At 56.8% G+C, this 17,372-nt stretch carries 17 protein-coding genes, 3 tRNA genes and 1 pseudogene; 4 read left to right on the top strand and 17 right to left on the bottom strand.

Translation table 11 applies throughout. The features are described 5' to 3' along the window. Positions 1-80: 80 nt before the first annotated feature. The 3 genes from E5Q11_RS02835 (at position 81) to E5Q11_RS02825 (ending at position 2,308) form a co-directional block, all read left to right on the top strand. Entirely contained in the window at positions 81-1,214 is a 1,134-nt protein-coding gene (locus E5Q11_RS02835; RefSeq protein ID WP_135801872.1) for a helix-turn-helix transcriptional regulator, read from the top strand. Further along, complete coding sequence (locus E5Q11_RS02830; protein WP_225314961.1) at positions 1,211-2,176, top strand: DMT family transporter; 966 nt, start codon at positions 1,211-1,213, stop codon at positions 2,174-2,176. Before E5Q11_RS02835 ends, E5Q11_RS02830 begins: the two co-directional genes overlap by 4 nt. A 55-nt stretch (positions 2,177-2,231) precedes the next feature. Beyond that, positions 2,232-2,308: transfer RNA gene (locus tag E5Q11_RS02825), tRNA-Val, on the top strand. 268 nt (positions 2,309-2,576) lie between these two features. Here E5Q11_RS02825 and E5Q11_RS18165 read toward each other — a convergent pair. The 8 genes and pseudogenes from E5Q11_RS18165 to E5Q11_RS02785 all read right to left on the bottom strand — a co-directional run. Next, positions 2,577-2,666: pseudogene (locus tag E5Q11_RS18165) on the bottom strand (PEP-CTERM sorting domain-containing protein); the annotation flags it as partial. Between the two features lie 743 nt (positions 2,667-3,409). Continuing rightward, positions 3,410-4,417: an NAD-dependent epimerase gene (locus tag E5Q11_RS02815; protein ID WP_135801871.1), complete on the bottom strand. Its 1,008-nt coding sequence runs from the start codon at positions 4,415-4,417 to the stop codon at positions 3,410-3,412. A gap of 19 nt (positions 4,418-4,436) precedes the next feature. Further along, positions 4,437-5,165, bottom strand: coding sequence for a TIGR04219 family outer membrane beta-barrel protein (locus E5Q11_RS02810; protein ID WP_135801870.1), 729 nt, complete (start codon positions 5,163-5,165; stop codon positions 4,437-4,439). A gap of 35 nt (positions 5,166-5,200) precedes the next feature. After that, positions 5,201-5,914: a phosphoribosylaminoimidazolesuccinocarboxamide synthase gene (gene purC / locus E5Q11_RS02805; RefSeq protein ID WP_135801869.1), complete on the bottom strand. Its 714-nt coding sequence runs from the start codon at positions 5,912-5,914 to the stop codon at positions 5,201-5,203. Positions 5,915-5,958: 44 nt separating this feature from the next. After that, positions 5,959-7,059, bottom strand: coding sequence for an outer membrane protein assembly factor BamC (gene bamC / locus E5Q11_RS02800; protein ID WP_135801868.1), 1,101 nt, complete (start codon positions 7,057-7,059; stop codon positions 5,959-5,961). A gap of 38 nt (positions 7,060-7,097) precedes the next feature. After that, positions 7,098-7,976, bottom strand: a complete 879-nt coding sequence (gene dapA / locus E5Q11_RS02795; protein ID WP_135801867.1) for a 4-hydroxy-tetrahydrodipicolinate synthase — start codon at positions 7,974-7,976, stop codon at positions 7,098-7,100. Between the two features lie 70 nt (positions 7,977-8,046). Then, positions 8,047-9,126 (bottom strand): AI-2E family transporter, encoded by a 1,080-nt coding sequence (locus E5Q11_RS02790; protein ID WP_135801866.1) that lies wholly within the window; start codon positions 9,124-9,126, stop codon positions 8,047-8,049. A 30-nt stretch (positions 9,127-9,156) separates the two neighbouring features. Then, positions 9,157-9,384, bottom strand: a complete 228-nt coding sequence (locus E5Q11_RS02785; protein WP_135801865.1) for a sulfurtransferase TusA family protein — start codon at positions 9,382-9,384, stop codon at positions 9,157-9,159. Positions 9,385-9,518: 134 nt separating this feature from the next. Here E5Q11_RS02785 and E5Q11_RS02780 point away from each other — a divergent pair, with 134 nt between their 5' ends. Further along, a complete protein-coding gene (locus tag E5Q11_RS02780) occupies positions 9,519-10,997 on the top strand; it encodes a M48 family metalloprotease (protein WP_135801864.1) in 1,479 nt (492 codons plus the stop codon). A 3-nt stretch (positions 10,998-11,000) separates the two neighbouring features. Here E5Q11_RS02780 and nadA read toward each other — a convergent pair whose 3' ends face one another. The 9 genes from nadA to tolQ form a co-directional block, all read right to left on the bottom strand. Beyond that, complete coding sequence (gene nadA / locus E5Q11_RS02775; RefSeq protein ID WP_135801863.1) at positions 11,001-12,062, bottom strand: quinolinate synthase NadA; 1,062 nt, start codon at positions 12,060-12,062, stop codon at positions 11,001-11,003. Between the two features lie 137 nt (positions 12,063-12,199). Further along, positions 12,200-12,275, bottom strand: a tRNA-Lys gene (locus E5Q11_RS02770). A 77-nt stretch (positions 12,276-12,352) separates the two neighbouring features. Then, a tRNA-Lys gene (locus E5Q11_RS02765) sits at positions 12,353-12,428 on the bottom strand. 83 nt (positions 12,429-12,511) lie between these two features. Continuing rightward, complete coding sequence (gene ybgF / locus E5Q11_RS02760; RefSeq protein ID WP_135801862.1) at positions 12,512-13,252, bottom strand: tol-pal system protein YbgF; 741 nt, start codon at positions 13,250-13,252, stop codon at positions 12,512-12,514. 12 nt (positions 13,253-13,264) lie between these two features. After that, positions 13,265-13,846: a peptidoglycan-associated lipoprotein Pal gene (pal, locus tag E5Q11_RS02755; protein ID WP_135801861.1), complete on the bottom strand. Its 582-nt coding sequence runs from the start codon at positions 13,844-13,846 to the stop codon at positions 13,265-13,267. 29 nt (positions 13,847-13,875) lie between these two features. After that, entirely contained in the window at positions 13,876-15,192 is a 1,317-nt protein-coding gene (gene tolB, locus E5Q11_RS02750) for a Tol-Pal system beta propeller repeat protein TolB (protein ID WP_135801860.1), read from the bottom strand. Between the two features lie 16 nt (positions 15,193-15,208). Then, on the bottom strand, positions 15,209-16,234 hold the full coding sequence (tolA, locus tag E5Q11_RS02745) for a cell envelope integrity protein TolA (RefSeq protein WP_225314963.1): 1,026 nt from the start codon (positions 16,232-16,234) through the stop codon (positions 15,209-15,211). Positions 16,235-16,237: 3 nt separating this feature from the next. Then, complete coding sequence (gene tolR / locus E5Q11_RS02740) at positions 16,238-16,684, bottom strand: protein TolR (protein WP_135801859.1); 447 nt, start codon at positions 16,682-16,684, stop codon at positions 16,238-16,240. Continuing rightward, positions 16,681-17,370: a protein TolQ gene (tolQ, locus tag E5Q11_RS02735; protein ID WP_135801858.1), complete on the bottom strand. Its 690-nt coding sequence runs from the start codon at positions 17,368-17,370 to the stop codon at positions 16,681-16,683. The genes tolR and tolQ overlap by 4 nt, the downstream gene beginning before the upstream one ends. Positions 17,371-17,372: the final 2 nt, after the last annotated feature.

Raw genomic sequence — 17,372 nt, 5'->3', positions numbered from 1 at the left:
ATGCTAGAGCGTTAGCAAATGACAAACATCCCCACCCTTTGGTAGTTTCAGAGAAAATTTGATGGGAGCGCGTTCCAGCCATGGTTCAGCCAGGCAAAATGGCACTTCGCAAAGCCCAGAGCCGGATTCAACAGCTTTGTTGTATGGGGCTCGGAGATCAGATTGCCATCCCTGCCATACTTCGGGAACTGCATGATTACGTGCCGTCTCATGCCAACTGCTTCTTCTGGTCGGACCCAGAGGGAAACGTTCGAGATATTTATGACGAGCGGCCGCAAGCGCCTGACTGGCTGCCAACCTACCTTGCCGAATTCCACAATCGGCTTGATCTGGAGGTGTTCTGCGGCTGGCAGAATTTTCTGAGGCACGGAACCAAAGCGGTGGATTACGACAGTCTGCTGAAGGTCGACCGCCGCGAATATGACAGGCACGCTTATTACAACGAGATGATGAGCCAGTTGGACTTTTACTGGGGACTCTTTATGGTCGTGCGGGACCAGAAGCAGCCGCTGGGAGCCGTGGCACTGCACAGAGCGCCAAAAGACCCCCGGTTCAACGCCGACGAGGCCCTCCGCCTGGACCAGATCATGCCGTTTATCGCCCATGCGTTTACCACGCCCTGTGACCCGGAGCATCAGTGGATCGACAGTGACGACCAGGGTCTCATCGTGACGGATCTGCGGGGCAATATCGTCAGCGCGTCCGCAGGCGGCCAAAGACTGCTGACCATGGCAAGCAGCGACCGACCCTGGGCACCGGTGAAGCGCGGAGTTCCGCCGAATCCCCCTGATCTGCTCCGTCTGCTGGGACAAAGACTTGCCAACGTACGAAGGGGAACTCCAGACAGCTTTGCTCCCTCTGGGGCGATCCAGAATGCCTGGGGGCGTTTCGTATTTCGCGCTGACTGGCTTTACCCTCATAATGATGCCGGTGAAACCATCGCTATCAGTATAAGACGACAAGAACCCATGCCCCTGAAACTGATTCGCCACATCAAACATCTGCCGCTCTCCAGCAAGCAGGCCGAAGTCTGTCTGTTAATGGCGACAGGGCAGAGCTACAACCAGATTGCGGAACAGCAGTCGATGAAACGCAGCACGGCAATAAGTCATGCCCGGGAAATATACGCCCGCCTGGACGTTCACAACCGCGAACAACTGGTTGCAAAGCTTCTGACGCCACATGTGATGGTTCAGGGTGAACACAGATTTTGAAACTCACGGTCCTCCCCGATTCACGTAAATCCGATCTGCTTCTGATCTGCGTTACTTTAATGGCGGCGATCAGCTGGATGTTCTCCAAGGAAGCGGTTCAACTGATGCCGCCGCTTCTGTTCATGGCCATGCGATTTCTGATGGCAGGCGGTATTCTGGCTGTCCTGTCTTTCCCGTCCCTGGTGGCGCTGTCCGCGGATCAGTTCAAACGTGGCGCATTAGTCGGGCTAGTGTTCGGCGTCGCAATGAGCCTCTGGGTCATGGGGCTTTTTCATTCCAGCCACGTTGGAGAAGGCGCTTTCCTGGTCAGCCTGGGCGTTGTCATCGTTCCGATTATCGCCCGCGTCGTTTTCCGCGAACCACAGCCGACGAGCACTTGGCTAGCCATTCCAGTGGCGGTTGCCGGGCTGGCCATGCTGTCACTGCGAAACGGATTCCAACCTGAAATCGGCCAGGTGTTCTTCGTGGTGGCCGCGTTCATTTTTGCGCTTTATTTCAACCTGAATTCCCGCGCAGCTAACCAGCGAATCACTACCGACCGTCAAGGTCGAATCCTTGAGAAGGTCCGCGTGCCCTCAATGCCCTTGACGGCAATCGCCCTGTTGACCGTCGGCCTGGTGACCTTGACCGAATCCCTGGCTCTGGAGCCGTGGCAGCCCACCTTTAGCGACTTTCCGCCCATTCTCATAGTGTGGATCAGTGCCAGCGCAATTATCGGCACCGCCGGACGCTTTCTGACCCAGACCTACGCCCAAAGCCTGACCAACAACAGCCATGGGGTGGTCTTTCTGGTGCTGGAACCGATCTGGGTGGCCGTTTTCGCCGCTATCTGGTTTGGCGAAACCATGGTCGCGATGCAGTTTGCGGGCTGCGCGCTGATTTTTGCGGCCCTGCTGATTAACCGATGGACCACGCTTCGCAAAGCACTGAAGGACTGGCGCAGAAACCGGAAAAGTGCCTGAAAGAGGTTGACCGCACACGGGCGAATCAGTATATTTCCTCCCCGTTGCAGGACGGAGGACCATAGCTCAGTTGGTTAGAGCGCTGCCTTGACATGGCAGAGGTCGGCAGTTCAAATCTGCCTGGTCCTACCATTTCCACGGTATACCTGCGCGAATCAAGCCTCCCATCAGATTTATCTGAATCGATAAGTTCAAACCATAGCCCCAAGCCTTTAGAAAACACCCATCTGTACTCTGGCGTTAATGGCGTCGTTATAGTGGCCGCAAGGGCTCTAGTCCAGGCATCAACTGCGGCCCCCTTAATCAGACATTGGATGAGTCTGAAAAGATTTGATTGCCGGACACATAAAAAAGCCAGCTTACGCTGGCTTTCAAAACGTTCTACGAGTTCAAATCGAAATCAGGCATTCTTACGACGACGGGCCAAACCGAGACCCGCAAGTCCGAGTCCGAAAAGTGCCAGAGTTCCGGGCTCAGGTACAGCTGCAGCTTCACCTTTCCAGATCACGCCTGTTGCAAAATTTTCGCTATTGGTCACGTAAAAGTTGAGCCGGCCGTCGCCTGCAATGAGGAAGGGCGCGGTGACATAGTCGAAGACATTTATAACCTTCGTCCAGGGCGCACTGATGCCGTAGAGGGACGAATTAAACAGGGTTACCCCTTTACTCCTGATTATCAAGTCATCGTCGTAGGAGACAAACAACGAACTAATAACTGCGTCAGTACCTGTCTGGTTCAAATCCTCTTCCCATACCCGGTAGTTTGAATTATCAACAAACCAGCCACTGGTATCCTGTATCCATTCCGCTCCATCCAAATCTGTTCCGGTCGGATCGACATAGGTGCCAACAGTCTGACTGGAAAGGTCGCAACCAACGCAGTGGTCATCAAGGCTGGACATGAATGGAATGGCATTCGCCATGGAGGACGTCAAAGCGAGCAAGACCACGCCTGATACGAAACTTAAAGTTCTCATTTGCTATTTCCTTTTGTAGAGCAGTGCGAAAGCACAGATTTCCGATTCCAGAAAGGCGGTATAACACCTTTGCAGGCTCTACTTGTGCAAAAGAGGAACCTAAAAAGAAAAAAAGCGGTTAAAACAGATAAGTGCGCTGAAATTATCGGGGTGGCCAGGCTTATTATTCGATCATGTGTATATTTCCCTGACACTTGAATTCTATTGATCAACGCACGCAAGCTCTTGACCGAACAGATAGTCGTCCTCAACTCCGACTAGACCTTGTAAAAATCCCGATACCAGTCCACGAAGTTGGCAATACCCTCTTCTACTGATGTGGACGGCTTGTAGCCCACGTCTGCGATCAGGTCGTCGACGTTGGCGTAGGTGGCCGGGACGTCGCCGGGCTGCAGCGGCAGCAGGTTCTTTTCCGCTTTTTTGCCGACTCGCTCTTCAATGATTTCGATAAACCGCGAAAGCTCGACCGGGTTGTTGCTACCGATGTTGTACAGGCGATACGGCGCCATGCTGGTGCCCGGGTCTGGCTTGGCCCCACTCCACTCGGGGTTCGGAGTGGCGACGCTGTCCAGGGTGCGGACAACCCCTTCGACGATGTCATCAATGTAGGTGAAATCACGCCTGTGATGGCCATGGTTGAATACGTCGATGGGTTCACCGGCCAGAATCTTCCTGGTGAAGATAAACAACGCCATATCCGGACGACCCCAGGGGCCGTAAACGGTAAAGAAGCGCAGTCCGGTGGTGGGCATGTTGTACAGATGGCTGTAGGTATGGGCCATCAGTTCATTGGCTTTCTTGGACGCGGCGTAAAGGCTCAGCGGGTGGTCCACGTTGTCGTGAATCGAGAACGGCATGGCCTCGTTAGCGCCGTAAACTGAACTGCTGGACGCGTACACCAGATGCTTGACGTCGTTATGGCGGCAGCCTTCCAGAATGTTGGTGAAGCCAACCAGGTTGGCGTCGATGTAGGCGTGAGGGTTTTCAAGGGAATAGCGAACACCTGCCTGGGCAGCGAGGTGAACGACCCGTTCCGGTTTGTGCTCCCGGAACAGGGTCTCCATGGCCGCCCTGTCGGCGACATCCTTACGGACCTCGGTAAACCCCGGCTTACAGGTCAGGCGTTCCAGGCGCGCTTCCTTGAGGGTCGGATCGTAGTAATCATTGACGTTATCAACGCCGATTACTTCATCACCGCGATCAAGCAGCCGATGCGCCAGATGGGAGCCGATAAAGCCCGCCGTACCCGTAACCAGAATTTTCAAAGTAGTACTCCCTGTTCCTTCAGAAGGTTAGTCCGGCGCTCACAAACGGGCCGCCGAGCTCAATATCGAGACGATCATCGCTGTCTTCGTAGTCAATACCCATCTGGCGATAACCGGCGCGCAGTTGCAGCAGCGACAGTTCATACTGGCCATAAGCGGTGTAGTCATATACCGAGTCGCCGTCAAAGCTGATCAGGTTGGCTTCACCGCCCAGAGACACGCCAGTCAGTGGCAGGTCAAAGCGGGCTGCCAGGTAGCCCATGGGGATGACGCCGTTGACTTCAGTCCGGGAAACTTCTCCACCCAGCGTGGCTTCCTGCACCGTCAATTCGCCGTCAAGGTCGCGGGCAGTCAGGCCCAGATCAAGATTGACCCAGTTATCGAGCACTTCGTAGTAAAGGGTGACATCAAACTGGCTCAACTCAAGCTCGGAATCCACCGGGCCATTGAGCAGGTCAAACTGGGTAGACAACTCGCCGCTGCCACTCTGCTCGATGCGGGTGTAGTTCAGACGGACGTTGGGCAGTACCGGCACCGGGTGCTCAAAGTAGGCGCTCAGGTTGGCGGTACTGTCGCTGTCCAGATCCAGTTCGTTCTCCAGATCGACCAGATCGCCTTTCTTGCCGGCTTCACCGGACAGGTCAGAATCCCAGTAGCTGATGTTTGCAGCCACGCCCAGTACGTCGGCGGAAGCAAAGGGGGCTGCAATCATCAGTGAGCCGCCCATGGCGATAATCAGTTTACGCATAAAACACCTGTTCTTCTGTTGTTGGTTCTGGCGGATCAGTCGAAGCTGATGCCGAGCCTACGACCTACTTCTTCGTAGGTTTCTATAACGTCCCCCAGTCCCTGGCGAAAACGGTCTTTGTCCATTTTTTTGCGGGTTTCCTTGTCCCAGATGCGACATCCGTCCGGGCTGAATTCGTCACCCAGGACGATCTCGCCGCCGGACCGGCCAAACTCCAGCTTGTAGTCCACCAATAGCATGCCGGCCTCCTCAAACAGGTTCTTGAGCACACTGTTGACCTGGTAGGTCAGCCCCTTCATCTGTGCCAGCTCGTCGTCTGTGGCCCAGCCAAAGGTAACGGCAAGGGATTCATTCACCATCGGGTCATGCATGGCGTCGTTTTTGAGGAACAGCTCGAACGTGGGTGGGTTCAGGGTCTGTCCTTCTTCTACACCCAGCCTACGGCAAAGACTGCCGGCAGACACATTACGAATCACACATTCGACCGGAATCATGTCCAGCTTTTTCACCAATGATTCAGTGTCCGAAAGCAGGCCTTCAAAATGCGTCGGTATGCCGGCCGCTTCCAGCTTTTCCATGATGAAGGCGTTGAAGCGGTTGTTGACCATGCCTTTGCGGCTCAGCTGCTCTTTTTTCTGACCGTCAAAGGCGGAGGTATCATCACGGAAGACCATCACGAACCGGTCCGGGTCGTCAGTGCGGTACACCGATTTGGCTTTGCCCGCGTACAGCTCTTGTCGTTTTTCCATTGCTTGTCTCCGGACACGCCCGGCGGTGCGGGCGATACAATTAATCAGTATAGGTATTCGAACAGTTCAGACAGCAGCGCCGCTGAGCGATCATCACCGGTGTAATCCTCGGCCCTGGCGGCTGTGACAATAATCCGGTCGCCCTGCTGTTCCATCGTCAGGTCGTGGGTGTGCTCGGGCTCGGGTTCATCACTGAACCATGAGAACCAGCCGGCTTCCCTGTCCGATTGCGGGCGGGCATCCACAAAGAAGTAGCCTGCTTCACGGTTCAGGTCAGTGATTGCGATACCTGCCTCGTCCAGCGCCCGGCGAACCTCGCCCCAGGAGCGGCCATAATCAAGTTTCATCTCGATGCGCTGAGCCACTTCGTTCTCGGAAACCAGCCTGACCAGAGGTTCGACCGGCATCCCCAGCGCGGCCTGGGAGTAGGATTTGCTGTCTTCCCGGTTTTTCAGGAACTCACTCAGATCACTCAACAGCTGGCGGCTGGTTTCAAGTTCCTGTGCGGTGCGGTCGGCGTTGGTTTCCCAGGCTACAAGCCGGTCCACATCGCCGCCCCCGGCATTGAAAGGGCGAAGCTGGATTTCGGTGGTCTTGCGGCGGACACCCGGCGCCACTTTCGCCTGAACCGCCAGCAGGGGCTCTTCGCCTTCAGGGCTGTGGGGCATGCCAAGCAGTTCGCGAGCCTGCTTGCTGTAGTTCACCAGTTCACTCTGTAACAGCCCAAGTTGCGGACTTTCGAACGCCACGCCCAGACCCTGCTGGTTCATGTACGCGGTTACCGCAGGCCAGAGCCGACCTGGCACGTCGTTCACCAGCAGCCAGATTTCGTCATCGACTACTTCGATGACGTAGTTTTCTTCCAGGATTTCAGACGTCATGTCCGGCGGTTCAGGCAGTTCACCCACGAACATGCGCCCGGCATCCGCAGCAGTGATGGTCCGTATTGGCATGCGCTGGCTAAAGCGACTTGTGTCTGCCGATTCCGGAAATTCGATCGGTGTACCTTCGGGTGCATCAACGTAACGTTCGGTGCGGTCCTCAATGACACCGCAGCCGGCGGCTGTTAAAACGAACATCAGGCCCACAAGGGGCCCGATCAGTTTGCCAGGTGTCGGTGTTTCAGTCCTGAGCGTAAACGCCATCAGGCGACTCCAGTGTTGAATAAGTGGTGTGGCCTGACTCAGAGAACGCCAGAAGCCTTGAGAGCGTCTTCCACTTCGCCGTGGAATTTCTCGCTCAGGGGCGTCAACGGCAGGCGAATGCCCTCTCCGATCATTCCCATGCGGTGCAGTGCCCATTTCACAGGGATCGGGTTGGCTTCGAGAAACAGCTTGCGGTTCAGGGGCATCAGCAGATCGTTCAGGCGCTCGGTTTCCGCTTCATTGCCGGCGATTGCCGCTTCGCACAACGCAGCCATGCCTTTGGGTGCCACGTTCGCCGTGACAGACACGTTACCCTTGGCGCCAGCAAGCATCAGGCCGGCCGCCGTGGCATCATCACCGCTGTACACTACCAGCCGACCTTTCACGGCCTCAACCAGCTCGGCACCGCGGGGGATGTTGCCGGTGGCATCCTTGATGCCAACGATGTTGGGAATATCGGCCAGACGCTCTACGGTTTCGTTGAGCATGTCGCAGGCAGTGCGGCCCGGCACGTTGTACAGGATCTGACTGACACCGGGCACGGCTTCGGCGATGGTCTTGAAGTGACGGTACAGACCTTCCTGGGTCGGCTTGTTGTAGTAGGGCACAACGAGAAGGCAGGCGTCCGCGCCCAGCTTGTGCGCCTTTTCAGTCAGCTCTATGGCTTCGCGAGTGCTGTTGCCGCCGGTACCGGCAATAACCGGAATCCGGCCATTGACCCGTTTGATGATGTGGCCGACCACACTCATGTGCTCTTCCGGGTCCAGGGTGGCGGATTCACCCGTGGTGCCGACAGCGACAATTCCGTGCGTCCCATTGTTCAGATGGAAGTCCACCAACTGGTCGAGATGTTCCCAGTGGATGCTACCATCGTCATACATGGGCGTGACCAGAGCGACAAGGCTACCCGTAATCATAAAAGCTCCGTCCGAATAAAAGCGATATGGTAATGTTGGGCTCGAACGGACACAAGGGAATTACCCGCCCTCATGCCCGTTCGGCTGGCGCAGACAGCCTTTGATCGTTCACCGGCCAGGCTGAGAACACCGCTTTCAGCATAGTAGCAAGCGGGATCGCAAAGAATACACCCCACAGGCCCCAGATTCCGCCGAAGAACAGTACTGCTACGATAATCACCACAGGGTGCAGGTTGTTCACCTCTGAAAACAGAAGCGGCACCAGCACATTGCCATCCAGCGCCTGGATAATACCGTAGATCGCCATCACCCAGATGAACTGGCTGCCCCAGCCAAAGGCGAACAGGGCAATCATGGCAACGGGTATGGTGACCACGGCTGCGCCAATGTAGGGGATGACCACGCTAAGCCCGACCATCAGGGACAGAAGCGCTGCGTAAGGCACACCGAGAAACTTGAAAGACACATAAGTCACCCCGCCAACGATCAGTATCTCAACCGCCTTTCCCCGGACATAATTGGCGCACTGCAGGTTTACCTCGTTCCAGATCCTGACCATCATCGGCCGCTGCGGTGGCAACAGCTTACCAATGGAGGCCAGCAGCGCCCGACGATCCTTGAGAAAGAAGAAAACCAGGATCGGCAACAGAACCATGTAGATCAGCAGTGCGACCAGGTCCGGAATACTGGCAAGGGAGAAAGACACCAGCCACTGGGTCATACGCCCGGCTTCGGTGGTGACCTGAGTGTATATGGTGTTGACCCCTTCCATGGAAATGAGCGCCGGATACTGCTGGGGAAGCAGTTCCAGGTAGGACTGCATTTCACGGAAAATACGCGGTGCCTCGCCGGCCAGGGAGGTAACCTGTCCCCATATCAACGGCAACAGACCGAACAGGAAGGCAATCAGCACACCCAGAAATATCAGGAACACGCCGATGATCGAGACCAGCTCGGGAACGCCCAGGTGGTTCAGTTTGGTGACCAGGCCCTGCAGGATGAAAGCCACAATGACCGCTGCAATCGCCGGCGCCAGCATGGCACCAAACAGAATGATGAAGCCGGTTCCAAACAGCAGCAGAAGAAAAAGTATGACGGCTTCTTCATCTGAAAAGTATTTGTGGGCAAGACCACGTAAAGTTTTAATCATTAACGACTCCGAGGGGCTTCCAACGTGGACTTAACCGGCGCACTTTATCATAAACGTATACTGGTCTCCCTCTTCCGAGGAACTGACCAGTTCGTGTCGGGTCAACGCAAGATAGGCCGGAATATCACGGGCCGAACCAGAGTCAGTGGCAATAACCAGCAGGGTCTGGCCAGACGTCATGCCGTTAAGCTCCAGCTTGGTTTTCAGAAGGGGCATGGGGCAGCGCAGCCCGGAAGCATCGAGAGTACGATCGGCCATACAGTCTTTCATCTAGCGTCTGGTTGATTGGGTTTGCGGGTGAATTATGACGCCCGCCCGACTTTAATGCATCATCATAATATGAACCACAGTATCAAACGTAGCATCAACAAAGCAGCGAGCACCCCAGCGCAATGACCAACAGGCAGAGAAAAGGTAACCTGAAACGCAGACTGACCGGCCTGGGGCTGACGTTCCTTCTGTTGATTTCACCGTTTGCTCTGGCGCAATCCGGAAGCGCCCCACTGCCGACCATTGGCGGAGTAGGTGGCGGGCTGATATCGGAACAGCAGGAGAGCGATATTGGCCGACAGGTGATGATGTCGATCAGACGCTCTGCCAGCCAGGTCGAGGATCCGCTTGTCTACGATTACCTGAACGCCGTTATTTACAGGCTGGTGCCTGCAGCGCCTCTGCATAGCCGCAACCTGACGCTGGTACTGATCGACAGCCCCGCGATCAACGCCTTTGCCGTTCCAGGCAATATCGTTGGCGTTAACGGCGGGCTCTTCCTGAACGCCGAGAGCGAACAGCAGTTTGCATCGGTTCTTGCTCACGAGCTTGCCCACCTGAGCCAACGCCATTTTGCGCGTCGCATGGAACAGCAGGAAATGAGCGCGCCCCTGACCATCGCCGGAATGGTTGCTGGCATCATCCTGTCGGCGGTTACCCAGTCAGACATTGGTATTGCGGCCATCGCCGGCACCCAGGCCATGGCGGTCCAGAACATGCTGGCCTACAGCCGGAGCCACGAACAGGAAGCAGACCGCGTGGGCATGGAAATACTGGCGGAGTCCGGCATGGACCCCAGAGGCATGCCGGAAATGTTCGAAATCATGATGCGACAGAACCGCCTGCAGGGAAACCGGGTTCCGGAATATCTTTCTACGCACCCACTTACCCAGAGCCGGGTTTCCGACACCCGCAACCGGGCCGAGCAGTACCCTGAGGGCGAGTACGCCGATTCCACGGAATACCATCTGGTACGGTCACGGCTTCAGGTGCGCTATGCACGCTCGGCAGAGGTGGCCGTGGAAACCTTCCGAAGCAATCTCGAGCAGGCAACGCCTGAATATAAGGGCGCCCTGCGATATGGCCTGGCAGTGGCGATGCTGGCAAACGACAACCCGGCCGAGGCAGAAACCGAACTGCGCCAGCTTCTGGAGAACAATCCGGGGCGCATTACCTATATGGTCACCCTTGCGGAAGCCCTGATGGACCAGGAAAACTTTGATGAGGCCAGGCAGCTTATGCAGTCGGCGCTCGAGCGCAATCCGGGGAACTATCCAATTACCGATACACTTGCGCGGATAGAAATTGAATCGGGCAACGCCGAACGCGCCGTTGATCATCTGAACCGCCTGACCCGGGAGTTTCCCAACCGTGAATACCTCTGGCTTGAGCTGGCTGAGGCCGAGGGCATGGCGCGAAACATTGTGGGGGTTCACCGGGCAAGAGCGGAATACAATATCCTGATTGGGGATCTCGAGGGCGCCGAGCGTCAGCTTCGCCAGGCCCAGGAAAAACTGCCGGCAGGCACACCAGCCAGGCAGGTTGTCACTGAGAGGCTTTCAGAGGTGTCCTCTGCGCTAGCCAGCCAGCGCAGAGGCTGAAGATCACGCGTTACCGGCAGCTTTCAGGTTCATGCTGGCGGTGAATTCAAGCATTCTTTTCAGCGGTCTCAGTGCTTTTTCGCGCAGATCAGGATCCACATGAACTTCCTGATCGCCCTTCTCGATCACCCGCAGCAGGTTCTCCAGGCCGTTCATGGCCATCCACGGGCAGTGGGCGCAGCTGCGACAGGTCGCACCGTTACCGGCGGTGGGCGCTTCGATTAAGGTCTTTTCTGGTGCCAGCTGCTGCATTTTGTAGAAGATGCCGTTATCGGTGGCAACGATGAACTGCTGGTTGGGCCAGGTCTGAACCGCGTGGATCAGCTGGGAAGTGGAACCGACTACGTCAGCCATTTCAACCACGGCATCGGGAGATTCCGGATGAACCAGAACGGCGGCGTCCGGGTAAAGCGCTTTCAGGTCCTCTAGCCCACGATGCTTGAACTCTTCGTGGACGATACAGGAGCCATCCCACAGCAGCATGTCGGCACCTGTGGTCTTGCGAACGTAATGCCCCAGGTGTTTGTCCGGGGCCCAGAGAATTTTTTCGCCCCGCGCATCCAGGGATTCGCAAATAGCCTGGGCGCAACTGGAAGTCACCACCCAGTCAGCCCGAGCTTTGACCGCTGCTGAGGTATTGGCGTAAACGACCACCGTACGGTCCGGGTGCTGATCGCAGAAATCGGCGAATTCGTCCGCCGGACAGCCAATATCGAGGGAGCAGGTGGCTTCCAGGGTTGGCATCAGTACCCGCTTTTCCGGGTTCAGAATCTTGGCGGTTTCGCCCATGAACCGGACACCCGCAACCACCACTGTAGATGCCTTGTGCTGATTGCCGAAACGGGCCATTTCCAGTGAGTCTGCCACGCAGCCCCCGGTCTCTTCTGCCAGGCGCTGAATGTCCGGGTCCGTGTAATAATGGGCCACAAGCACCGCATCCTCGGCTTTGAGCGCCTGCCGGATCCGGGTTTCAAGATCGGATTTTTCACTGGCGCTCAGGGGCTTTGGCTCGGCGCGGTGCGCGAGATGTTCCTGCACCAGAATTCGGTCTTCGGCTTGTGTCATCAAAACGTCTCGGTCGTGTCAAACTCGTGAAAAGTATATCAGTTTACGTTTCCCTACTCAGGATGTATGAACGTTCAGGCAAAAAAAAAGAGCCCACAGGCTCTTTTTTTCGGGAAGCAAATACCTTCCCCTTCTGTTGGTGGGTCGTGAAGGATTCGAACCTTCGACCAATTGGTTAAAAGCCAACTGCTCTACCAACTGAGCTAACGACCCATAACTGGCGATTCCCAGAAACTCACTACCGGAAATCCGATCAGGTTGATCAAGAACCACCAACCTGTCGTCTGATTTGGTGGGTCGTGAAGGATTCGAACCTTCGACCAATTGGTTAAAAGCCAACTGCTCTACCAACTGAGCTAACGACCCAAACGAGGCGCATATAGTAATGATTTTTGAGCGCCGATCAACCCCTGCATCAAAGGTTTCCGGACATTCTTTCAATGCGCCTGTCAGCCGCTTTTGCCGTCCAGATACTTTTTAGACAATGACGCGGCATTGCTGTCGGGATAATTCCGGATCACCGCTTCCATCCGGCGCTTCGCTTCGTCGGTCTCGCCCTGCTTGTCGAGGGTCACACCCAGCTTGTAAACCGCGTCAGGTGCCTTGCGGTGATCACCGTACCGCGTGGCCACAATGGTGAACGCCTGCTTTGCCTGCTCCAGCTGTTCTTCCGCGAGGTAAACCTCACCCAGCCAGTAATAGGCATTGACCGTCAGATCACCTTCCTCGTACTTATCGATGAAGTCGTAGAGACCATTGATGGCATCGTTGAAATTCCGGTCTTCACGAATCAGTGCCTGAATCCGGTCGTAGGCCTCTCGTTCTTCCGAGGTAGGCTGGCGATAATCCCGTCTTTCGACCGGCTTGGTATTGTTCCCGGAATCTGCCGGACCAGAGGTCCCTGAGCCGGAATCATCACTTTCGGCCAGTTCCGACGACAGCTTCAGAATACGCTGGTCAAGGTCTATGTAGCGGTCCCTTGCCTGCTTGTTCAGCTTGTCGATCTGGTTGCGCTGCTCTTCAACGTCGCCCTGAAGGCGACGAACTTCGCCCTGCAGCTGCTGAATCATATAGAACAGTTCGGCGTTGGCCTGGCTGCCCTGCCCAGATCCGGAAGACTGAGCGAACACTGCTCCCGCCGGCCATATGGCCAGCGGGAGCAGCAGAGTCGCCATGAGGGTCTGTCTCATGATGGTCGCCTGTTATTCAAAATCCAGTTCAACGCGACGGTTCTGAGCCCAGGCGCTTTCGCTGGAACCCATCACTGCCGGCTGTTCTTCACCGTAGCTGACGGTCTCAGTCTGGCCGCGTGATGCACCGTTGACCACCAGGAATCGCTGAACCGCATTGGCACGACGCTCGCCCAGGGCCAGGTTGTATTCCTTGGTGCCGCGCTCATCGGCATGGCCGGTGATGCGGACATTCTGGCCAGGGTTCGCCTGCAGGTAACGGGCATGAGCAACCAGCACGTCACGGGCTTCCTGTTTGATTTCAGCGGTATCGAAATCGAAGTAGAAAGTGGTGATCTCACGCATGGCTTCTGCCTGGGCCTGCTCTGCACGGGCTTCAGCTTCCATACGTTCCTGCTCAGTCATTTCTGAGGAGGATACACCACTGCCGTCCCCACCACCGAACACAGTGCTGCCGCTTTCCTCACCGGAAGCCGAGCCAGCGCTTGTGCCCATGCCGCCTTCACCGGTGGTCTCGCCAGTGCTGCTACAACCAGCGATCAGGGCAAATGAGAAAATCAGTGCGAATACGTTTTTTGACGATGTCATTTTCATAAATACTTCCTTTCGTTTGGGTTAACTGTCTATCTGACAATCGGTGACCAGGCTGGCTCGCGCACATCACCACGAGACGCCGGTAGACTATAGGCCGCGCCGCCATCGGCTGCGATTACAGTCAGTACACTGTTCTCACCGCTTTTGGTGGCGTAGATCAGCATTCGACCATTGGGCGACACACTGGGCGATTCGTCCGATTCGGTTCGGGTCAGAACCGTTTCGTCTCCGCTTTCAAGATTGGTACGGGCGATATGAAAGGCCCGATCCCGCTGATGTACATAGTATACATAATCCCCATCCGGGCCGGGGCGAGGCCTTGCGTTGTAGCGGCTGCCGAAGGTGATTCGGCGGGGCTCGGCGTTCTCGCTGGCCTTGTGATAGATCTGCGGCCCGCCAGAACGGTCCGAGGTAAAAAAGAAGCCATTCCCGGTATGGTCGTAACTGGGCTCGGTATCGATCGACCAGTGATTGGTCAGGCGCTTTAGATCGCCGCTGGCCAGATTCATCCGGTAGATCTCGGCGTTGCCATCTTTCGACAGGGTCATCAGCAATGACTGGCCATCTGCCGACCAGGCCGGGGCTGAATTCAGGCCCGGGAAATCAGCCACGCGCTGGCGGTTACCGGTGCTCAGCTCATGCACATAAACCGCCGGCTTGCCGGTTTCAAAAGACACATAGGCCAGTTTCTTCGCGTCCGGCGACCAGGCCGGCGACAGGATTGGCTCATCGCTTTCCAGCCTGACCCGGGCCCGCTTGCCGTCTACATCACTCACCTGCAGCCGATAGGTCGGGCCGTTAGCGTTTCTCTCAAGCGTTACGTAGGCCAGTTTTGTGGAAAAGGCTCCTTCAACGCCGGTAATGGCTTCATAAACCCGGTCACTGATGTGATGGGCCAGGGAACGGGAAGCAGAAGCTGGCGCCGATGCCGTTGCGCCGACCAGTCGCTTCTCCTGGCTTACATCATAAAGTTCGTACTGGGCATTGAGTGTGCCGCCGGCGCTTGTCACCTGCCCTACCAACACATAACGCTGGCCCAGAAGCCGCCAGTCCCGGAAAAACACCTCGTCGCCCCTGGAAGGCAGGCTGAGCATCTGTTCCGGCGGCAGCGGCGCAAATTCACCACTCATTTCCAGGTCGTTCTGGATGATCCGCGACACCTTGTCACCAGAGGGCATCTGGCCGGACTCAGAGAACGGCACCACCGAAATGGGGATGGCGGAGTCGGCGCCCTTGGTGATCCGGATCAGCAGTTCATCACCCATTGCCGGAACAGTGAACAGCGACAGTATCACGAACACCAGCAATGAACGCCTGATGTCCGGTCTATAAGCCCGATTTCTCATGGTTGTCTCGTTGCCTCTATTTCGCGTTCTCTGGGTTGAACTCTATGGGGAACCGGCGGAAATACTGCTCGAATACCTGCTGGTCATCGGGAACCGGGTAGCGCCCCACAGCGCGCGCCGCGCTGACCGCAGAATTGTCGAATGCGGTGTTGCCGCTGCCCGATTCTATCGCCACGGATGACAGTTCACCGGTGGGTAACAGGGTAATCCGCAGCACGGTCACCATTTCACTGGTCGCCGACGAGGGCGGATACCATTCATTCATCAGACGGTCGCGTATCAGTGCCCGGTACTTTTCACTCTCCGTCAGCATCTGGGCTTGCCGCGCCTTGGCCGCAGCAGCCTCTTTACGTCTGCGTTCTTCTGCCTCGCGTTCCTCGGCGGCTTCCTGTGCCAGGGCCTCAAGCTGGGACTCCCGTAACTGACGCTCACGCTCCTTACGCTTGCGCTCAGCTTCAAGGCGTTCCTGCTCTTCCCGGGCCCTGCGGGCCTCTTCCTGTTTGCGACGCTCCTCTTCAGCGCGGCGCTTTTCCTCTTCCGCTTTTCTGGCCGCCTCTTCCTTGCGTCGCTGCTCCTCCGCTTTTTGCCTGGCCAGTTCTTTGGCTTCGGCTTCCGCTTTCTGTTTCGCCGCCTGCTGTTCTTTCAGTCTCTGCTCTTCCTGCTTGCGCTGGGCTTCCGCCTGCTGCTGGCGTTCCTTTTCCTGTTGCTGCTGGATACGGCGCGCTTCTTCCGCCCGTTCCTGTTCCTGGCGGCGGCGTTCCGCTTCCTGTTCTTTGCGGCGCTGCTCTTCCTGGGCCTGCTGGCGCTCCTGATCCCGGTCCGGTTCATCAACCGTATCAACTACCGGGCTCGGCTCCGGTTCGGCCTGGGTTACCAGGCGGGCCGAAATGCTCGGTGGTGGCGGATCATTAGCCGGACTGGTCCAGGACCAACCGGCAAGCGCCACAACCAGAACGAGCCCATGCAGAAATATGGAGAGCGCCACAGGCGATTTCCAGGGCGCCCGGGCCTTGTCTCCTGTGTCCCGCTCGTGACCAATCACAATTTACTCATTACCTGCCGGTGCTTCAGTGATCAGGCCGACATTCGATGCGCCAGCCGCCTGCAGTTGCGCCATCAGCCGCACAACCGTGCCGTATCCGACGTTTTCATCGCCACGCACCAGAACTTCCCGGTCTGAGCGCTGGGCCAGAATCTTGGAGACCCGGTCACGCACAGACTCAAGGGCCATGGGCTGGCTGCTTTCATCGCCAATTTCCATGAAGTAGGCGCCGTTACTATCCACCGACACCACAATAGACTCCACGTTTTTGTCTGACTGAATCGGTTCCGAGGTGGTTTCCGGCAGATCCACCTTGACCCCCTGGGTCAGCATCGGCGCCGTCACCATGAAAATCACCAGCAGCACCAGCATCACGTCGATGTAGGGCACCACGTTAATTTCCGACATTGGCTTGCTCTGCCGGGGAGGCATCATTCCCATACCTTTCATGCGCCCTGCTCCTCGGAACTGTGGACCCGACGGTGGAGGATGCTGGAAAACTCGTCTGCAAAGGTTTCGTAATTTTTCAGCAGTGCATCCGACATGGCCGAGAACCGGTTATAGGCGATAACCGCCGGAATCGCGGCAAACAAGCCCATGGCAGTGGCGATCAGGGCCTCGGAAATACCCGGGGCCACGGTGGCCAGTGTGGCCTGCTGGACCTGCGCAAGGCCCCGGAACGAGTTCATGATGCCCCACACGGTACCAAACAGGCCGACATAGGGACTGGTGGAGCCGACAGTGGCCAGAAACGGCAGATGCGCCTCCAGACGCTCCTGTTCCCGGGAGAAGGCCACCCTCATGGCCCGCTGGGTTCCTTCCATCACCGCATCTGCATCCCGGCTTTGCTGACGCAGGCGGGAAAACTCCTTGAAGCCAGCTCGGAACAGGGATTCCAGCCCGGAAAACGGCGTCGGGTTCTCGGTAACTTCCCGGTAGAGCTTGCCCAGGTCCATGCCGGACCAGAACCGCTCTTCGAAAGCGAGCTGCGCCTGCCTGGCTTTTCTCATCACCTGAATGCGCTGGAAGATCAGCGCCCAGGAAACCACCGACGCCAGCGCCAGCAACAGCATGACCAGCTGAACGAGTACTCCGGCATTCGCAATGAGATACCAGACAGAAAGTTCTGACTCCACCT

The sequence above is a fragment of the Marinobacter confluentis genome, from assembly GCF_004785685.1.
Classification (GTDB): domain Bacteria; phylum Pseudomonadota; class Gammaproteobacteria; order Pseudomonadales; family Oleiphilaceae; genus Marinobacter; species Marinobacter confluentis.
Note: the sequence above shows the minus strand (reverse complement) of the source record. Positions and strands in the feature narration are given on the sequence as shown.